The organism is Streptomyces sp. DF42 (assembly GCF_058267695.1).
Map to the genome: position 1 here is coordinate 2359042 of NZ_CM177859.1, position 16787 is coordinate 2375828.

14 protein-coding genes are annotated in these 16787 nt (G+C 69.7%); 8 read left to right on the forward strand and 6 right to left on the reverse strand.

Translation table 11 applies throughout. The annotated features are described in order from the left end of the window. Window positions 1-99: 99 nt before the first annotated feature. Both ACYUED_RS10770 and ACYUED_RS10775 read left to right on the forward strand, forming a co-directional pair. Window positions 100-1287, forward strand: coding sequence for a LacI family DNA-binding transcriptional regulator (locus tag ACYUED_RS10770; RefSeq protein ID WP_491292049.1), 1188 nt, complete (start codon window positions 100-102; stop codon window positions 1285-1287). A gap of 20 nt (window positions 1288-1307) precedes the next feature. Next, on the forward strand, window positions 1308-2219 hold the full coding sequence (locus tag ACYUED_RS10775; RefSeq protein WP_491292050.1) for a carbohydrate kinase family protein: 912 nt from the start codon (window positions 1308-1310) through the stop codon (window positions 2217-2219). Between the two features lie 137 nt (window positions 2220-2356). Here ACYUED_RS10775 and uvrA read toward each other — a convergent pair whose 3' ends face one another. Beyond that, window positions 2357-5422, reverse strand: coding sequence for an excinuclease ABC subunit UvrA (gene uvrA / locus ACYUED_RS10780; RefSeq protein ID WP_491292051.1), 3066 nt, complete (start codon window positions 5420-5422; stop codon window positions 2357-2359). 223 nt (window positions 5423-5645) lie between these two features. On the opposite strand from uvrA, the gene ACYUED_RS10785 reads away from it, so the two are divergent. The 5 genes from ACYUED_RS10785 to ACYUED_RS10805 all read left to right on the forward strand — a co-directional run bounded on the left by ACYUED_RS10785 (window position 5646) and on the right by ACYUED_RS10805 (window position 9919). Beyond that, complete coding sequence (locus tag ACYUED_RS10785) at window positions 5646-6332, forward strand: maleylpyruvate isomerase family mycothiol-dependent enzyme (protein WP_491292052.1); 687 nt, start codon at window positions 5646-5648, stop codon at window positions 6330-6332. A 55-nt stretch (window positions 6333-6387) separates the two neighbouring features. Beyond that, entirely contained in the window at window positions 6388-7044 is a 657-nt protein-coding gene (locus tag ACYUED_RS10790) for an MBL fold metallo-hydrolase (protein ID WP_491292053.1), read from the forward strand. Between the two features lie 327 nt (window positions 7045-7371). Continuing rightward, entirely contained in the window at window positions 7372-8256 is an 885-nt protein-coding gene (locus ACYUED_RS10795; RefSeq protein ID WP_491292054.1) for an ABC transporter substrate-binding protein, read from the forward strand. Then, window positions 8253-9170, forward strand: coding sequence for an amino acid ABC transporter permease (locus tag ACYUED_RS10800; protein ID WP_491292055.1), 918 nt, complete (start codon window positions 8253-8255; stop codon window positions 9168-9170). The genes ACYUED_RS10795 and ACYUED_RS10800 overlap by 4 nt, the downstream gene beginning before the upstream one ends. Continuing rightward, entirely contained in the window at window positions 9167-9919 is a 753-nt protein-coding gene (locus ACYUED_RS10805; protein ID WP_491292056.1) for an amino acid ABC transporter ATP-binding protein, read from the forward strand. The genes ACYUED_RS10800 and ACYUED_RS10805 overlap by 4 nt, the downstream gene beginning before the upstream one ends. A 25-nt stretch (window positions 9920-9944) precedes the next feature. On the opposite strand, the gene aroQ is transcribed toward ACYUED_RS10805, so the two are convergent. Continuing rightward, a complete protein-coding gene (gene aroQ / locus ACYUED_RS10810; RefSeq protein ID WP_491292057.1) occupies window positions 9945-10418 on the reverse strand; it encodes a type II 3-dehydroquinate dehydratase in 474 nt (157 codons plus the stop codon). A gap of 218 nt (window positions 10419-10636) precedes the next feature. Between aroQ and ACYUED_RS10815 the strand changes: the two genes are divergently transcribed. After that, the gene (locus tag ACYUED_RS10815; protein ID WP_491292058.1) at window positions 10637-11908 is read left to right on the forward strand and encodes an MFS transporter; all 1272 of its coding nucleotides are present in this window, start codon (window positions 10637-10639) and stop codon (window positions 11906-11908) included. Here the strand turns inward: ACYUED_RS10815 and ACYUED_RS10820 are convergent. The 4 genes from ACYUED_RS10820 to ACYUED_RS10835 all read right to left on the reverse strand — a co-directional run bounded on the left by ACYUED_RS10820 (window position 11898) and on the right by ACYUED_RS10835 (window position 16724). Further along, window positions 11898-12998 carry a calcium:cation antiporter gene (locus ACYUED_RS10820; protein ID WP_491292059.1) on the reverse strand — a complete coding sequence of 367 codons (1101 nt, stop codon included), beginning with the start codon at window positions 12996-12998 and terminating at the stop codon, window positions 11898-11900. The genes ACYUED_RS10815 and ACYUED_RS10820 overlap by 11 nt on opposite strands. Window positions 12999-13058: 60 nt before the next feature. Continuing rightward, window positions 13059-13361, reverse strand: coding sequence for a DUF1330 domain-containing protein (locus ACYUED_RS10825; protein ID WP_491292060.1), 303 nt, complete (start codon window positions 13359-13361; stop codon window positions 13059-13061). A gap of 136 nt (window positions 13362-13497) precedes the next feature. Beyond that, window positions 13498-14499: a TerC/Alx family metal homeostasis membrane protein gene (locus ACYUED_RS10830; protein ID WP_491292061.1), complete on the reverse strand. Its 1002-nt coding sequence runs from the start codon at window positions 14497-14499 to the stop codon at window positions 13498-13500. A 230-nt stretch (window positions 14500-14729) separates the two neighbouring features. Continuing rightward, entirely contained in the window at window positions 14730-16724 is a 1995-nt protein-coding gene (locus tag ACYUED_RS10835; RefSeq protein ID WP_491292062.1) for a TerD family protein, read from the reverse strand. Window positions 16725-16787: the final 63 nt, after the last annotated feature.

A 16787-nucleotide genomic window follows, 5' to 3' on the forward strand; every position in this document is an offset into this window, starting at 1 on the left:
AAACGTTTGCGCAAGCGTTTACGTCCGCCCTGGAATGAGATAGCGTCCCGGCCGGAAGGCATGCTCTGCCGGCGAGGGCCACGGTTCAGGGGGTACGTCATGGTCACCATGGCCGACGTCGCTCGGAGCGCCGGCGTCTCCGTCGCGACCGTTTCGCACGTCCTGAACGACACCCGGCCCGTCCTCCCCCACACCCGCCAGGCCGTCCTGGACGCCGTCGACCGGCTCGGCTACAGCCCGAACACCCTCGCCCGCTCCCTGGTGACCTCGCGCACCCGGTCCATCGGCCTCGCGGTGTCGGCGACCAGCAACCCGTACTTCACGGAGATCCTCCAGGGCGTCGAGGCCGGCGCCCTGGAACACGGCTACAGCCTGCTCATCGCCGATCCGCACGACGACCCTGAGCACGAGCGCAAGGTCGTCCAACTGCTGCACGAACGCCGGGTCGACGGCATGATCGTCGCCCCGTCCGCGGACCCGGGCGAACTCGTCGCCTACCTCAGCCGGCACGGCGTCCCGGCCGTTTTCCTCGACCGCCGTGTGGACTTCCCCGCCGACGGGACACCACGCTACGACCAGGTCTGTACCGAGAGCACCGAGCCGACCGCCCGGCTGGTCACCCATCTTGCCGACCTCGGCCACCGCCGGATCGCCCTGGTCGCCGGCGCGCCCGGGTTCAGCACCACCCGCGAACGCATCGCCGGATACCGCAGCGGCCTCGCCGCCTCCGGGCTCCTCCCCGACGAACACCTCGTGGTGCACGGCGACTCCGAGTCCGTCGGCGCCGAACGCGCCACTGCGCGGCTCCTCTCCCTCGCCGACCCGCCCACGGCACTCGTCACCGCCAACAACGCGATGACCATCGGCGCGCTGCGTGCACTGCGGGATCGCGGCCTGTCCGTGCCCGGTGACATCGCCCTGTGCTGCTTCGACGACTTCGCCTGGGCGGACCTGTTCTCGCCCCGGCTCACCGCCGTCGCCCAGCCCAGCAGGGAACTCGGCGCCGAGGCGGTGCGGGTGCTCCTGGAACGCCTCGCCTCCCCGGACCGCCCCGCCCGCACGCTGCGACTCCCCTGCACCTTGGTCCACCGCACCTCGTGCGGTTGCCCGGAGGGGTCGGTGCGGTTCGAGCTGTCGCAGTTCGCACTTCCCGAACAGCCCGAGCCACGCGGGGAGTTCGAGGAGGGCGAGGCCGCGAAGGCCGAACGGGCCGATAAAGCCAAAGGGGCCGAACGGGCCGAGGGGGCCGAGTGTGAGAAACCCGCAGAGTTCCAGAAGCCCGAGTAGTTCAAGAAAGGAACCGTCTCGTGATCGTCGTCGCCGGTGAGGCTCTGATCGACCTGGTACCGCAAGGCACCGGTGCCCTCGCGGGGCTCAAACCGGCGCTCGGCGGCGGCCCGTTCAACACGGCCGTGGCGCTCGGCCGCCTCGGCTCCCCCACCGCCTTCTGCTCCCGTACCTCGCAGGACGCCTTCGGCGAGGCGCTGCTCGACCGGCTCCGGGAAGCGGGCGTGGACGTCTCGGCCGTGCAGCGCGGTCCGGAGCCGACCACCCTTGCCCTCGCCACGCTCGACGGCAACGGCTCGGCCGCCTACTCCTTCTATGTCGAGGGCACCGCCGACCGGCTGTTCGCGATACCGCAGGCGCTGCCCGCCGAGACGCGAGCCGTGTCCTTCGGCACCTGCTCGCTCGTCCTGGAACCCGGCGCAACCGCCTACGAGAGCCTGATGCGGACCGCTGCCGCCCAGGGCGTCTTCACCGCGCTCGACCCCAACATCAGGGCGGGTCTGATCCCTGATGCGGACGCCTACCGGGCCCGCTTCACGAGCTGGCTGCCCTCGGTGACGCTGCTCAAGCTCTCCGAGGAGGACGCCCTCTGGCTGGGCGGCACCCCGCGCGAGTGGCTCGCCGCCGGACCCGCGGCGGTCGTCATCACCCATGGCGGCGACGGGCTGACCGCCTTCACCCGGGACGGAGCGGTGCACGCCGTACCGGGCGAGAAGGTCGACGTGGTGGACACGATCGGCGCCGGTGACACCGTGAACGCCGCTCTCCTGCATGCCCTGGCCGCCCAGGACGCCCTGTCCGCCGAGGCGCTCCTGGGACTGGGAGCCGACGGCTGGACGAGGCTGCTGCGATTCGCGGCGCGCGCAGCCGCGATCACCTGCTCCCGGGCAGGCGCAGAGCCGCCGTACGTCTCCGAACTCGGGGACTGGTAACGGGCGTTCGGCTCTCCTTCGCTGATTCCACTGTTCAGGAGTCAAGGTGCGTCGTAGCCGCGGATCAGGCGGCTGATCTTGCAACGAGCGGCGCCCCGCGGGGAGTTCCCACGGGGCGCCGCACTTTTCCGGATTGTTCAGGCTTTCCGTGCCCGCGTCGTCTTCTTCGCGGGTGCCGCCTTCTTCGTGGCGCCGGCGGCCTTCTTGGTGGCCGTGTTGTCGGCGGTCCTGGCCGTCGTCGTCCTCTTCGCCGTCGACTTGGCTGCGACCGTCTTGTTTGCCGAGACCGTGCTCTTGGCAGCGACGGTCTTCTTGGCCGTCGTCCTGCGCGGGGCCGGCACCAAAGCCGCGTCGCTGATCCGGTCGGCGCCGAGGATCTCCCTCAGGAACTTGCCGGTGTGGCTGGCGGGGACCCCGGCGACCTCCTCGGGTGTGCCCTCGGCGACGACCAGTCCGCCGCCGGCGCCGCCCTCGGGGCCCATGTCGACGACCCAGTCAGCGGTCTTGACCACGTCGAGGTTGTGCTCGATGACGATGACCGTGTTGCCCTTGTCGACCAGGCCGGACAGGACCGTCAGCAGCTTGCTGATGTCCTCGAAGTGCAGACCGGTGGTCGGCTCGTCCAGGACGTAGACGGTGCGGCCGGTGGAACGGCGCTGCAGCTCACTGGCGAGCTTGACGCGCTGCGCCTCGCCGCCGGAGAGGGTGGTCGCGGACTGGCCGAGCCTGACGTAGCCGAGACCGACGTCCTTGAGGGTGTTGAGGTGGCGGGCGATCGCGGGGACGGCCTCGAAGAAGTCCGTCGCCTCCTCGATCGGCATGTTCAGGACCTCGGCGATGGACTTGCCCTTGTAGTGGACCTCCAGGGTCTCCCGGTTGTAGCGGGCGCCGTGGCAGACCTCGCACGGGACGTACACGTCCGGGAGGAAGTTCATCTCGATCTTGATCGTGCCGTCGCCCGCGCAGTTCTCGCAGCGACCGCCCTTGACGTTGAAGGAGAAGCGGCCGGGCAGATAGCCGCGGACCTTCGCCTCGGTGGTCTCCGCGAACAGCTTGCGGACGTGGTCGAAGACACCGGTGTACGTGGCCGGGTTGGAGCGCGGGGTGCGGCCGATGGGCGACTGGTCGACGTGTACGACCTTGTCGACGAGGTCGTCGCCGTCCACGCGTGTGTGCCGTCCGGGCACATTGCGGGCGCCGTTGAGTTCACGGGCCAGGTGCGTGTACAGGATGTCGTTGACCAGCGTCGACTTGCCGGAGCCGGACACACCCGTCACTGCCGTGAACACGCCCAGCGGGAACGAGACGTCGATGTCCTGGAGGTTGTTCTCCCGCGCGCCGTGCACCGTGAGCCGACGTGTCGGGTCCTGCGGGCGCCGGATCTCGGGCAGCGGGATCGACTTCTTGCCGGACAGGTACTGGCCGGTCATCGACTCGGCGTTGGTGAGCAGTTCCTTCAGGGAGCCGCTGTGCACGACCTTGCCACCGTGCTCGCCCGCGCCGGGGCCGATGTCGACGATCCAGTCGGCGATCTTGATGGTGTCCTCGTCGTGCTCGACGACGATGAGCGTGTTGCCCATGTCGCGCAGCCGGACCAGGGTTTCGATCAGCCGGTGGTTGTCGCGCTGATGCAAGCCGATGGACGGCTCGTCGAGGACGTACAGGACGCCGACGAGGCCGGAGCCGATCTGGGTGGCCAGACGGATGCGCTGGGCCTCGCCGCCGGAGAGTGTGCCGGCCGCACGATTCAACGAGAGGTAGTCCAGGCCGACGTCGACCAGGAACCGCAGCCGTTCGTTGACCTCCTTCAGCACGCGCTCGGCGATCTTCTTGTCGCGGGCGTTGAGCCTCAGCTCGCCCAGGAAGTCCGCGCAGTCGCTGATGGACATGCCGGAGACCTCGGCGATCGACTTCCCCATGATGGTGACCGCGAGGACGATCGGCTTCAGGCGCGTCCCCTGGCAGGTGGGGCAGGGCACCTCGCGCATGTAGCCCTCGAAGCGTTCGCGGCTGGCGTCGCTCTCGGCCTCGCTGTGCCGGCGCTTCACGAAGGGGACGGCGCCTTCGAAGGGCGTCGTGTACACGCGCTCGCGTCCGTACCTGTTCCGGTAGCGGACCTCGATCTGCGTCTTGTGGCCGTGGAGAAGTGCCTTCCTGGCGCGCTGCGGCAGGCCGGCGAAGGGGATGTCCGTCCGGAATCCCAACGCGTCCGCCAGGGCGCCGATCAGGCGGCCGAAGTAGTCCTTGGTGTGGCCGTGCGACCAGGGGTGGATGGCACCCTCGTCGAGGGACTTGTCCTCGTCCGGGACGATCAGCTCGGGGTCGACCTCCATGCGCGTGCCGATGCCGGTGCAGTCCGGGCAGGCGCCGAAGGGCGAGTTGAAGGAGAAGGAGCGCGGCTCCAGCTCCTCGAAGGACAGGTCGTCGTACGCGCAGTACAGGTGCTCCGAGTACATGCGCTCGCGCTCGGGGTCGTCCTCGGGGAGGTCGACGAAGTCGAGCACGACCATGCCGCCGGACAGTCCGAGGGCGGTCTCCACGGAGTCGGTGAGGCGGCGCTTGGCGGAGTCCTTCACCGTGAGGCGGTCGACGACCACCTCGATGGTGTGCTTCTCCTGCTTCTTCAGCGTGGGCGGGTTGGAGAGCTGGACGGTCTCGCCGTCCACGCGCGCGCGGCTGTAGCCCTTGGTCTGCAGGTCGGTGAAGAGATCGACGAACTCTCCCTTGCGCTCGCGCACGAGCGGCGACAGCACCTGGAAGCGGCTCCCCTCCGGCAGCTCCAGGACCTTGTCGACGATGGCCTGCGGCGACTGGCGCGAGATCGGACGGCCGCACTCGGGGCAGTGCGGCTTGCCGATGCGCGCGAAGAGCAGACGCAGGTAGTCGTAGACCTCGGTGATGGTGCCGACCGTCGAGCGCGGGTTGCGCGAAGTCGACTTCTGGTCGATGGAGACGGCCGGGGAGAGACCTTCGATGAAGTCGACGTCCGGCTTGTCCATCTGCCCGAGGAACTGACGGGCGTACGAGGAGAGCGACTCCACGTAGCGCCGCTGCCCCTCGGCGAAAATGGTGTCGAAGGCCAGCGAGGACTTGCCCGACCCCGACAGGCCCGTGAAGACGATGAGCGAGTCGCGCGGCAGGTCGAGCGAGACATTCTTGAGGTTGTGCTCGCGCGCGCCACGGACGATGAGACGGTCGGCCACGCCGGTCCGCACCTTTCTTGAGAGAAGTGACAGGGGCGAGGCCCCCGTGCTTTCTCAGACTAGGGGGAGCCACTGACAACGCCGGTCGGATTCCGGGTTGCATAACAATCCCCGACCATCCAGCATGCCCGACGCCACCTCCGACCATATGGCACGCGCATTCGATTTACGGCACGGCTTCACCACCTTCACCCAAAGGTGTGGCGGGGCTAGGGTCAGCACCATGATTGATCACGGTCATGACCTGGCGTCTGTACGTGACGCGACGGACCGGCTGCTCACCGCAGCCGCCGAACTGGACAACGCCTCGGCGGCCGGAGCGTCACGGCTCCCCGGCTGGACCCGCGGCCACGTCCTCGCCCACCTCGCCCGCAACGCGGACGCCCTCGCGAACGTCCTCCGGGGTCGCCCCATGTACGCCTCCGGGGACGCCCGCGACGCCGACATCGAGCGGGACGCCCCGCGCCCGATCGACGTCCAGCTCGCCGACCTGCGCGACAGCGCGGCCCGCTTCCAGGAGACGGGAGCCGCGCCCGCGGACTGGTCGCGCACGGTGGAGCTGCGCAACGGGGTCACCGACTCGGCGTCCAGGGTGCCGTTCCGCCGATGGGCCGAGGTCGAGCTGCACCACGTGGACCTCGGCATCGGATACGAGCTGGAGGATCTGCCGAAGGAGTTCTCGCAGCGGGAGATCGACTTCCTCGCCGAGCGCTTCTCGGGGCACCCCGAGGTGACGGCCGCGCGCCTGACGGACGGCACGCGCGCGTGGCGGACGGGCCGGGAGGCGAGGGAGCCGGAGGTCACCGTCTCAGGCCCGGCGCCCGAACTGCTCGGCTGGCTCGCCGGACGCCGTGACGGCTCCGGGCTGACCGTGGAGGGCGGCTCGCTGCCGGCGCTTCCCCCGCTGTGACCTCGCCTCCGATGGCGGGGGCCGGGGTGCGCTCCCCCGCTATAAGCTGGCCGTCATGACGTACAGCGGACAGGTGACGGTCGGCGGCCCGGCGGACGTGCACGAGCTGAAGGACCTGATGATCACCAAGATCGCGGTCGGCCCGATGGACAACAACGCCTATCTGCTGCGCTGCCGGGCCACCGATGAGCAGCTGCTGATCGACGCCGCCAACGACGCGGACACGCTGCTCGGCATGATCGGTGACGACGGCATCGCCTCCGTCGTCACCACGCATCAGCACGGCGACCACTGGCAGGCGCTCGCCCGGGTGGTCACGGCCACCGGCGCCCGCACGTACGCGGGGCGGGACGACGCCACCGGCATCCCCGTGCCGACCGACGTCCTCGTCGATGACGGCGACACGATCCGGGTGGGGCGCGTGGAGCTGACCGCGCGCCACCTGGTCGGGCACACGCCGGGCTCGATCGCCCTTGTGTACGACGACCCGCACGGGCACCCTCATGTGTTCACCGGGGACTGCCTCTTCCCCGGGGGTGTCGGCAACACCCGTAAGGATCCGAAGGCGTTCGCCAGTCTGATGCGCGACGTCGAGACGAAGATCTTCGGTGCGCTCCCGGACGAGACGTGGGTCTACCCGGGACACGGCAACGACACGACCCTGGGCGCGGAACGACCGCATCTGTCGGAGTGGCACGCGCGCGGGTGGTGAACACCGTCGGGCGGGGGCGCGCAGGAGTTGCCTGCGCGCCGCGCGTAGTTCACCGCACGCGCCCCGTGTGAACCGTTCACACACGCCGGAGCCAAGTGCACGCTCCCGGCGCACCTTGTTGCGCAGTCAACTGGAAACAGCCCCGCACAGGATGACGGCTCCTGCGCGGTACGGGCCGCCGGTCTTTCGATCCCCGCCCTCGACCGGCGGCCCCGGCGCGTTCCCTGGCCGGAAACTGTTCACAGGACTGCAACACCCGTTCCCACCATGCGGACAATTGTGGTCGTGACCTCGACAAACGGGCCGTCGTACTGCCAATCTCCCGCCATGCACCTCGCCCCTCGCGCACTGCGCCGCGCCGTCGCCACGGCAACCATCGCCCTGCTTGCCACAGCCGTCGGCTGTGCCCCGCAGCCGGAGGAGAAGGCGGCGGCCACGCCGTCCGGGGCGGCCGGGAACACCTGCGCCAAGGGCAAGTTGGCCACCCAGACGTCCGGCAAGCTGACGATCGCCACCGACGAGCCCGCGTACGAGCCGTGGTTCAAGGACGGCAAGCCCGCCAACGGCAAGGGCTACGAGTCGGCCGTCGCCTACGCCGTGGCACAGCGGCTCGGCTACGACAAGAGCGCCGTCGTCTGGCAGAGCGTGCCCTTCAACAAGGCCTTCGCGCCCGGTGTGAAGACCTTCGACTTCGACATCAACCAGGTGTCGATCAGTGCCGAGCGCAAGAAGGCCGTCGACTTCTCGTCCGGCTACTACGACGTGCGCCAGGCCGTGATCGCCCTGAAGGGCTCGAAGGCCGCGAAGGCGTCCGGCATCGCCGATCTGAAGGGCCTCAAACTGGGCGCCCAGGTCGGCACCACCAGCCTCGACTACATCACCGACGTGGTGAAGCCGAAGCAGGAGGCCGCGGTCTACGCCAAGAACGACCAGGCCAAGTCCGCGCTGAAGAACGGCCAGGTGGACGCCATCGTCGTCGACCTGCCGACCGCCTTCTACATCACCGCTGCCGAAGTGACGGACGCGAAGATCGTCGGGCAGTTCGAGAACCAGGGCGGTACGCCGGAGCAGTTCGGGCTCGTGCTCGACAAGGGCAGCGCGCTCACCTCGTGCGTCACGAGCGCCGTGGACGCCCTGCGCAAGGACGGCACGCTCGCGAAGATCGAGAAGCAGTGGCTCTCCGACGCCGTCGACGCCCCGGTCCTCAAGTGACGGTCGCGAAGGAGGAGTCCGGCCGCGACGGCGCGGCCGACAAGGGTGACATGCACGGCGGGGGCGACGGCTACGTCCCGTCGCAGCGGCGGATCGAGCGCGAGGCCTTCAAACGCGCGCGTGCCCGCCGCGCGACGGCTCTCGCGGCGCTCTCGACCCTCGTCACAGGCATCGTCCTCTACCTGATCGTCGTCAACGCGCCCGGCTGGCCGCGCACCAAGGAGACGTTCTTCGACTGGCAGTACGCGCGCGAGGCGGTCCCCAAGGTCCTCGAAGGGCTGTGGCTGAACGTCCGGCTGCTGCTGATCTGCGGTGTGGCGGTGCTGGTCCTCGGCATGCTGATCGCCATCGCGCGCACGCTGCGCGGGCCCGTGTTCTTCCCCCTCAGGTTCCTGGCTGCCGCGTACACCGACTTCTTCCGCGGGCTGCCGCTGATCATCAACCTGATGATCGTGGTCCTGGGCGTCCCCGCGCTGCGCCTGCAGGGTGTGACCGTCGACCCGGTGCTTCTCGGCGGTACGGCGCTCACGCTCACGTACTCGGCGTACGTGGCCGAGGTGTTCCGCGCCGGCATCGAGTCCGTGCACCCTTCGCAGCGCGCGGCGGCCCGCTCGCTCGGCCTCACCAACCGGCAGGCGCTGCGGCACGTCGTCCTGCCGCAGGCCGTGCGCCGCCAGGTGCCGCCCCTGCTCAACGACCTGGTGTCGCTGCAGAAGGACACCGGTCTCGTGTCGATCGGCGGTGCCATCGACGCCGTACGGGCCGCGGACATCATCGTGGGGCGCAGCCTCAACTACACGCCGTACATCGTCGCCGGCCTGGTCTTCGTGGCGTTGACCATCCCGATGACCCGCTTCACGGACTGGGTGACGGCCCGGATGGACCGTCGGCGGGCCCAGGGAGGATCGATATGAGCGACGCGCCCGTGCTGCGCATGGAGTCCGTGCGCAAGACCTTCGGCGACTCGGTCGTCCTGCGGGACGTCGACCTGGAGGTCGCCCCGCACACGGTGACCGCGCTGATCGGCGCCTCGGGTTCCGGGAAGTCGACGCTGCTGCGGTGCGCCAACCTCCTGGAGGAGATCGACGACGGCGCGATCTGGCTGGACGGCGAGGAGATCACCGATCCGCGCGTCGACCAGGACGCGGTACGCCGTCGTATCGGCGTCGTCTTCCAGGCGTACAACCTCTTTCCGCACATGACCGTCCTGGACAACATCACCCTCGCCCCGCGGCGCGTGCACGGCGCCTCCCGCTCGGAGGCCGAGGAGCGCGCCCGGGAGCTCCTGGAGCGGCTCGGCCTTGCCGGGAAGGCGGGCGAGTTCCCGGACCGGCTCAGCGGCGGTCAGCAGCAGCGTGTGGCGATCGTGCGTGCTCTCGCGGTACGGCCCCGACTGCTGCTGTTCGACGAGATCACAGCGGCCCTCGACCCGGAGCTCGTCGGTGAGGTCCTCGCCGTCGTACGTGACCTCAAGGACGACGGCATGACCATGGTGCTGGCCACGCACGAGATGGGCTTCGCCCGGGACGTCGCCGACCAGGTTTGTTTTCTGGACGGAGGCGTGGTCCTGGAGCGCGGAACCGCCGCGCAGATCTTCGGCGATCCGCAGCAGGAGCGCACACAGCGGTTCCTGCGGCGGATCGTGGAGGCGGGGCGGCTGTAAGGGGCGCGCTCCGGGACGCCGGGGCTTACGCGTCGGCCTGAGCCGCCCCCGCCAGCGCCGCGACGCGCTCCACGCCGAAAACGTAACCCTGCACACCGCACCCGGCGATGACGCCGTCGGCACGGAGCGAGACATACGAATGGTGCCGGAACGACTCGCGCTGGTGGATGTTGGAGATGTGCACCTCCAACACGGGCAGCCCGTCACAGGTGTTGAGCGCGTCCAGAATCGCGACCGACGTGTGGGAGTAGGCGCCGGGATTGATGACGATCCCGCAGTGATGGAGCCGCGCCTCGTGGATCCAGTCGACCAACTCGCCCTCGTGGTTGGACTGACGGAAGTCCACCGTGCCGCCGTGCGCGGCCGCCGCCTTGGCGCACAGGGCCTCGACGTCGGCGAGGGTGTCCTTGCCGTAGATCTCCGGCTGGCGCTGGCCGAGCAGGTTCAGGTTGGGCCCGTTGAGAATCATGATCGGGGCGTTGGCCAGGGTGCGGGGCACGGTTCCTCCGGTCCGGTCGGGGTGGGGCGATCCGGCGAAGGACCGCTGCTCGGACCGGTTTATCACGGTGTATCGACGGTGGACCGGCCCGTATCCTCCCGGCGCATCGCCCTCACGTACTGAGGCTGCCCACGCGCACCCGCGCGCCCCCGTAACCCGCGATCACCGTGGGTAGTTGACGCAGCATGCACGACGTACGCACCGTAACGAAACCCTCCATGCTGCGGCTCGCAGCCGCCTCGCTCGCCGGGACGGCCATCGAGTTCTACGACTTCTTCGTCTACGGGACCGCAGCGGCGCTGTTCCTGGGGCCCCTGTTCTTCCCTGCGTTCTCGCCGGTGGCGGGGACGCTCGCCGCCTTTGCCACGTTCGGTGTGGGATTCGTGGCGCGCCCCCTGGGTTCGGTGCTCTTCGGGCACATCGGCGACCGGCGCGGACGCCGGCCTGTCCTCGTCGGCTCGCTGCTGCTGACCGGTGCCTCCACGGTCGCGGTCGGCTGTGTGCCGACGTACGAGTCGATCGGTGTGGCCGCGCCGTTGCTGCTGCTCGTGCTGCGTTTCCTGCAGGGGCTGGGGCTCGGTGGGGAGTGGGGCGGGGCCGTGCTGCTCACCGCTGAGCACGCGCCCGCCGAACGGCGCGCACTGTGGTCGAGCTTCCCGCAGGTCGGACCCGCCCTCGGGTTTCTGCTCGCCAACGGTGTCGTGTTGGCACTGTCGGCGACGCTGCCCGAGGCGCAGTTCGCCCAGTGGGGTTGGCGTGTGCCGTTCTGGGCGGCGGGGGTGCCGGCCGCGGTGGGGCTGTGGCTGCGGTCCTCACTCACCGAGAGTCCCAGCTTCCTGGATATCGACGACCACGCGCGCGTGCCGCTCGTGGAGGTCGTGCGCGAGCACTGGCGGCTCGTCCTGCTGACGGCCGGGGCGCTCTCGGTCGGCTACGCGATCTTCTACTCCGTGACGACCTGGTCCCTCGCGTACGGGACGGAGCGACTCGGAGTGAGCCGTACCGTCATGCTGACCTGCATCATGGGCGCGGTGGTGGTGAAGGGCGCGCTCACGCCGGTCGCCGCGCTGCTCGGGGACCGCTACGGACGGCGCCCCATGTGCCTGGCCGGGTGCACCGCCGCCGTCCTGTGGATGTTTCCCACGGTCGCGCTCCTCGCGACCGGTGAGCCGCTGCTGATGTTCACGGGCTTCCTGGGCGCGCTGATCGCGTTCATCACGATGTTCGGGGTCATCGCCGCGTATCTGCCCGAGTTGTACGAGCCGCGGGTGCGCTGCACGGGAGCGGCGGTCGGCTACAACCTCGGCGGGGTGCTCGGAGGTGCGCTCACGCCGATCGCGGCGACGGCTCTCGCCGAGCACGGGGGCCGGGTGCCGTGGGGCGTGGGCGCGTATCTGACGGCGATCGCGCTGCTGAGCCTGGGCTGCTTCGCGCTGCTCCCCGAGACACGACCGGTGCCGGTGGCGGTCGCGAAGCCGGTCATGGATTGATCGCCAGCTCCAAGTAGGCGGCGAACAGCACCAGATGGACGCCTCCCTGCAGCGGCGTGGCCCGGCCCGGCACCACGGTCAGGGAGCTGACCACCACGGTCAGTGCGAGCAGCACCATGTCTGTGGAGCCGAGGCCGAGGACGAGCGGGCCGGAGATCCAGATGGACGCCAGGGCCACCGCGGGGACGGTCAGGCCGATGCTGGCCATCGCGGAGCCGAGGGCGAGGTTCAGGCTGGTCTGCACCCGGTCCCGGCGTGCGGAGCGCAGGGCGGCGATGGTCTCAGGGAGCAGTACCAGCAGGGCGATGATCACGCCGACGACGGCGTGGTGCAGTCCGGCGTCCTCCACCCCGGACTCGATGGTCGGCGACACTCCCTTGGCCAGCCCGACCACGCCGATCAGCGCGAGGCCGAGCAGCCCGAGACTGGTCCAGGCGGTGCGGGCGGACGGCGCGTCGGCGTGGTCGTCCGCCGTGATCACCTCGCCCTGACGGGTGATGGGCAGGAAGTAGTCGCGATGCCGCACGGTCTGGGTCGCGACGAACAGGCCGTAGAGGATCAGCGAGGAGATCGCGGCGAAGGTGAGCTGTACACCCGAGAACTCCGGGCCCGGCTTGCTCGTGGTGAACGTCGGCAGCACCAGGCTGAGCGTGGCCAGGGTGGCGACGGTCGCGAGGGCGGCGCCGGTGCCCTCGGGGTTGAAGACCGCCAGGCCGTGCCGGAGTGAGGCGACGAGGAGGCAGATGCCGACGATGCCGTTGCAGGTGATCATCACGGCTGCGAAGACGGTGTCCCGGGCCAGGGTCGAGCTCTTGTCGCCGCCGTCCACCATGAGGGTGACGATCAGGGCGACCTCGATGACCGTGACGGCGATGGCGAGCACGAGGGAGCCGAAGGGTTCGCCGACCCGGTGGGCGACCACCTCGGCATGATGGACGGCCGCCGGCACCGCGCCCGCGAGGACGAGTGTCACCGGGGCGACGACCGCGCCTGGCAGGTCACGCCCCCAGGTGAGGGCCAGCAGGACGACCGCGAGCGCCGGCACGATGGACGTCCACTGTGTCGTGAGCGACCTCAGCCGAGCGATCATGGAGTGATCGTCGCAGAGGCGAACAGGCCCCGCACTCCGGCGGATCGGGGCCCGTGGGCATCACTGGAGCTCTGTCATGTCCACCACGTCGCAGTCCGTGAAGGACGGCGGCCTGGTACACAACGCGGCCATCTGCTCGGCCATCTTCGTCGTCTCGGGATCGTTGCTGTTGCGCATGGCCTCCTCGTACGAGTTGAACTCGATCACGACGAGATAGCGGCCCGGGTTGTTGCGGTCGTGCAGGACGAGACGGTGCGTCGGGCCGCCACTGCGGCCGGCGAACTTCTTCTCCATCTCCTCGGACAGGGTCCGCACCTCCTCGATGCGGTCGGTCTCGAAGTCGACGATCTGAACGAACTTCATCGGTGCGTCCACGGTGCCTCCACCGGCCATGGCTCTCCCGGGGGGAGCGCCCAGCACCCAACGAAGCACGGGGAGCGGTGGTCGGCAATTCGCCGCGCACCGCTCCCGGCGGTGATTGTCCCTACGTCGGTCGTGGTCAGGCCTGGATGCTGTCCTTCGGAGCGCCTTCGCTCTCCGTCTGCGCCGCCTCGGCCGCCGCCCGCTTCTTGGACGCCCTGAGGCTGGTGATCGTGGTGATCGCCAGGACGAGCACGATGAAGCCGAGAGAGAACGGGATGCTGATCGCGGGGACGTGGACCCCCGACTCGTGCAGCGCGTGCAGTACCAGCTTGACGCCGATGAAGCCCAGGATGATCGACAGACCGTAACTGAGGTGGACCAGCTTCTTCAGCAGTCCGCCGATGAGGAAGTACAGCTGCCTGAGGCCCATCAGCGCGAACGCGTTCGCCGTGAACACGATGTAGGGGTCCTGGGTCAGACCGAAGATCGCGGGGATCGAGTCGAGCGCGAACAGGACGTCGGTGGTGCCGATCGCGAGCATCACGACCAGCATCGGCGTCATGACCCGCTTGCCGTTCTGCGCGATCCACAGCTTGGTGCCGTGGTAGCGGTCGGCGACGCCGAAGCGGCGCTCGACGGCCTTGAGCAGCTTGTTCTCCTCGAACTCCTCGTCCTCCTCGTCGACCCTGGCTTCCTGGATGAGCTTCCAGGCCGTCCAGATCAGGAAGGCGCCGAAGAGGTAGAAGACCCAGGCGAAGCTGGCGAGGATCGCCGCTCCGGCGGCGATGAAGATCGCTCGGAGTACCAGGGCTATGAGGACACCGACGAGCAGGACCCGCTGCTGGTACTGGGACGGCACGGCGAACTTCGCCATGATCAGCACGAACACGAAGAGGTTGTCGACGCTCAGCGACTTCTCGGTGATGAAGCCCGCGAAGAACTCACCGCCCGCCTGGCCGCCTCCGAAGACGAGCAGGCCGAGCCCGAAGAGCCCGGCGAGGGCGATCCAGACGACCGTCCAGATCCCGGCTTCCTTGATCGAGACGTCGTGCGGCTTTCGGCCGATGAAGAAGTCGACCGCGATGAGGGCGGCAAGGCCCACGATGGTCAGGACCCACAGGGTCGGGGAAACATTCACTGCGCCTCCGGCAGTACGTAACGGCAAATGTCGGCGTCGTCGCTACCGGAGGTCTCTTCCACCCAGGCACGGGCCCTGGGCCGACGCCCCGGGATCTGGTTGATCCGTACTGACGGGTGCGCCGCAGCAGACAGGGAGTACTCCCCTCCGTGAGGAAAACAGTACCTCAATCACCAAGGAAAGGTAAAGTATTTGGTAAAGGAAAGACCAAAGCAGCTGGTCAAAGAGCTTTACATGTACTTGGTTCGGCCCTGTGCGATCTGACCGAGCACGTGCTGGAGCACCTGGCTGCCGGGCGGCACGAGCGCCGGCTCGTATGTCCAGGCATGGCCGACCCACGGGTCGGCGAGGTGGTCGTCGGGCAGCGGTGTGAGTCGCAGCAGCGAACGCCACAGGGGGTCGAGCAAAGGCCCGTATCCGGCGGCCTCCTCGCGGTCCGCGACCATCATCAGGTGGACACCGACGGCCGGACCCTCATCCGCGAGGTAGCGCAGCTGGGTCACAGCACGGTCGTCGAAGCCGTGCGGGAAGTCGTTGACGATCAGGAGCTGCTCGGCGGTGTCGAACCCCGGCGGCAGCGAGTCTGCCGCACCACCGCGCACCGCCATCTGCACCAGGTCGACGCGCTGGGTGAGCCGGGTCAGGACGTCCGACACCCCTGCCGCGCCCGGGGCAGGTGGTGAGGCGAGCAGGCCGGTCTGCACCAGCGGCGCGAGCGCCTGAGCCCCGGAGCCGGCCGGGTCGATGACGTGCACGGCGAACTCGCCGGCCGGGTAGACCGCGAGCAGCCGGGCCGCCAGCGCCACCGCCGTGTCCATCGCGAGGCGCCCCAGTGCGTGGGCGTCCGCGTACGACTCGTCGAGTGATCCGGCGCTTCCGCTGTCGATCCACAAACCGCGTTCGAGCGGCAGGCGGACCAGCATGGGGATGCGCAGCAGCTCGCTCTCGGGCAGGTACAGGTCACCCAGGCGCAGGGCCATGGGGATCTCCATCGGCACCCGGTATGCGTGCCAGACGGGGTTGTCCCAGCGTGCGTACGCGGGAGGCAGCGCGGGCTCGACGACATCGGACTCGGCGGCCAGCTGGGCGAGGTCCCGGTCGAGGGCCTGGCGGGCCTGGTCGACGAGTTGCGCGTGCTTGGCCCGGGCCGCCTCGCGGGCGGCGTCACCCTGTCCACCGATCCTGCTGCGAGGGTCTGACAGGGCCTGGTCGAGCTCCTTCTCCATGCGTGAGTCGGCGAAGTCGACGGCGCTGCGGTACGCGGCCGTGGTCCGGGCCAGGTCCTCGAACATGCCCCACACCTGGTTGTACAGCCGCTCGTCCATCGACCAGCCAGTGGCGTCGCCCGCGACGGGCTGCGCGGGCTGCCCGGGCGGAGCCTGAGGCGCGGTCGGCGGAGGCGGAGGCGGTGCGGCGTTCTGCCGCCCGGGGTGGCTGTAGTTGACCGGGCTGCCGACATGGGGAACGGACGGCTCGGTGGCCGCGGAAGGGTCGGCGGGATATCCGGACTGCGTGCCCTGTGGACCGTACGGCGACGTGGGCTGCGGGGTCGCGAGACCAGGGGTGGCCTGGGGCGCGGGCCCGCCCTGGTCGGGGCCGAGCGCCGGTGCGGCGGCCTGGCGGGTACGGTCGCCGTCCGCCGTGCGCTGCGGAGGTGCCGGCACCGAGCGGGCCAGGCCCTGAGCCACCGCCTCGTTGATCGTGCCCGCGAGCTGGTGGGCCTCGGACAGGCCCTGGTCGGCGAAGAGTTCGGCGAGGCCGCCCGCGTAGCCCTGGCCGACGGCGCGCACCTTCCAGGCGCCCTGCCGTCGGTAGAGTTCCAGGGCGACGACGGCCGACTCGGCGTCCAGGCCGGTGATCGTGTAACTGGCGACCTCGGTACCGTCGAGGCCGGTGACCGCGACGAACGGGGCCGCCACGGCGCCGAAGCGGACCGGTCCCCCGCCACCGGTGGGCAGGGCGAGCAGCACATTGACGCGGTGCACGGCCTCCGGCATGGCGCCCAGGTCCACCGCGAGACGGTGGTCGGCGGCCGCCTGCTTGGAGACCTCGAGCCCCGGCAGCGTGGGGGCACCCGGGTGGGCCACCCATTCCACGCCGCTGGCCCTGCCGTGCTCGTCGCTGAGCGTGGCCGAGGCCACGACCAGTGCGCCGGCCGAGACCCGGATCTCGAGACGGGCCTGGGAGAGCGAATGGTTCTGCCCCCGCACCAGCTCGGCCGTCATCGCCCTCGTCCCCCTGTGTTGCTGGTCCGTCGTGTCGTGTGCCGCCGGGGCCTGTACTCCGAC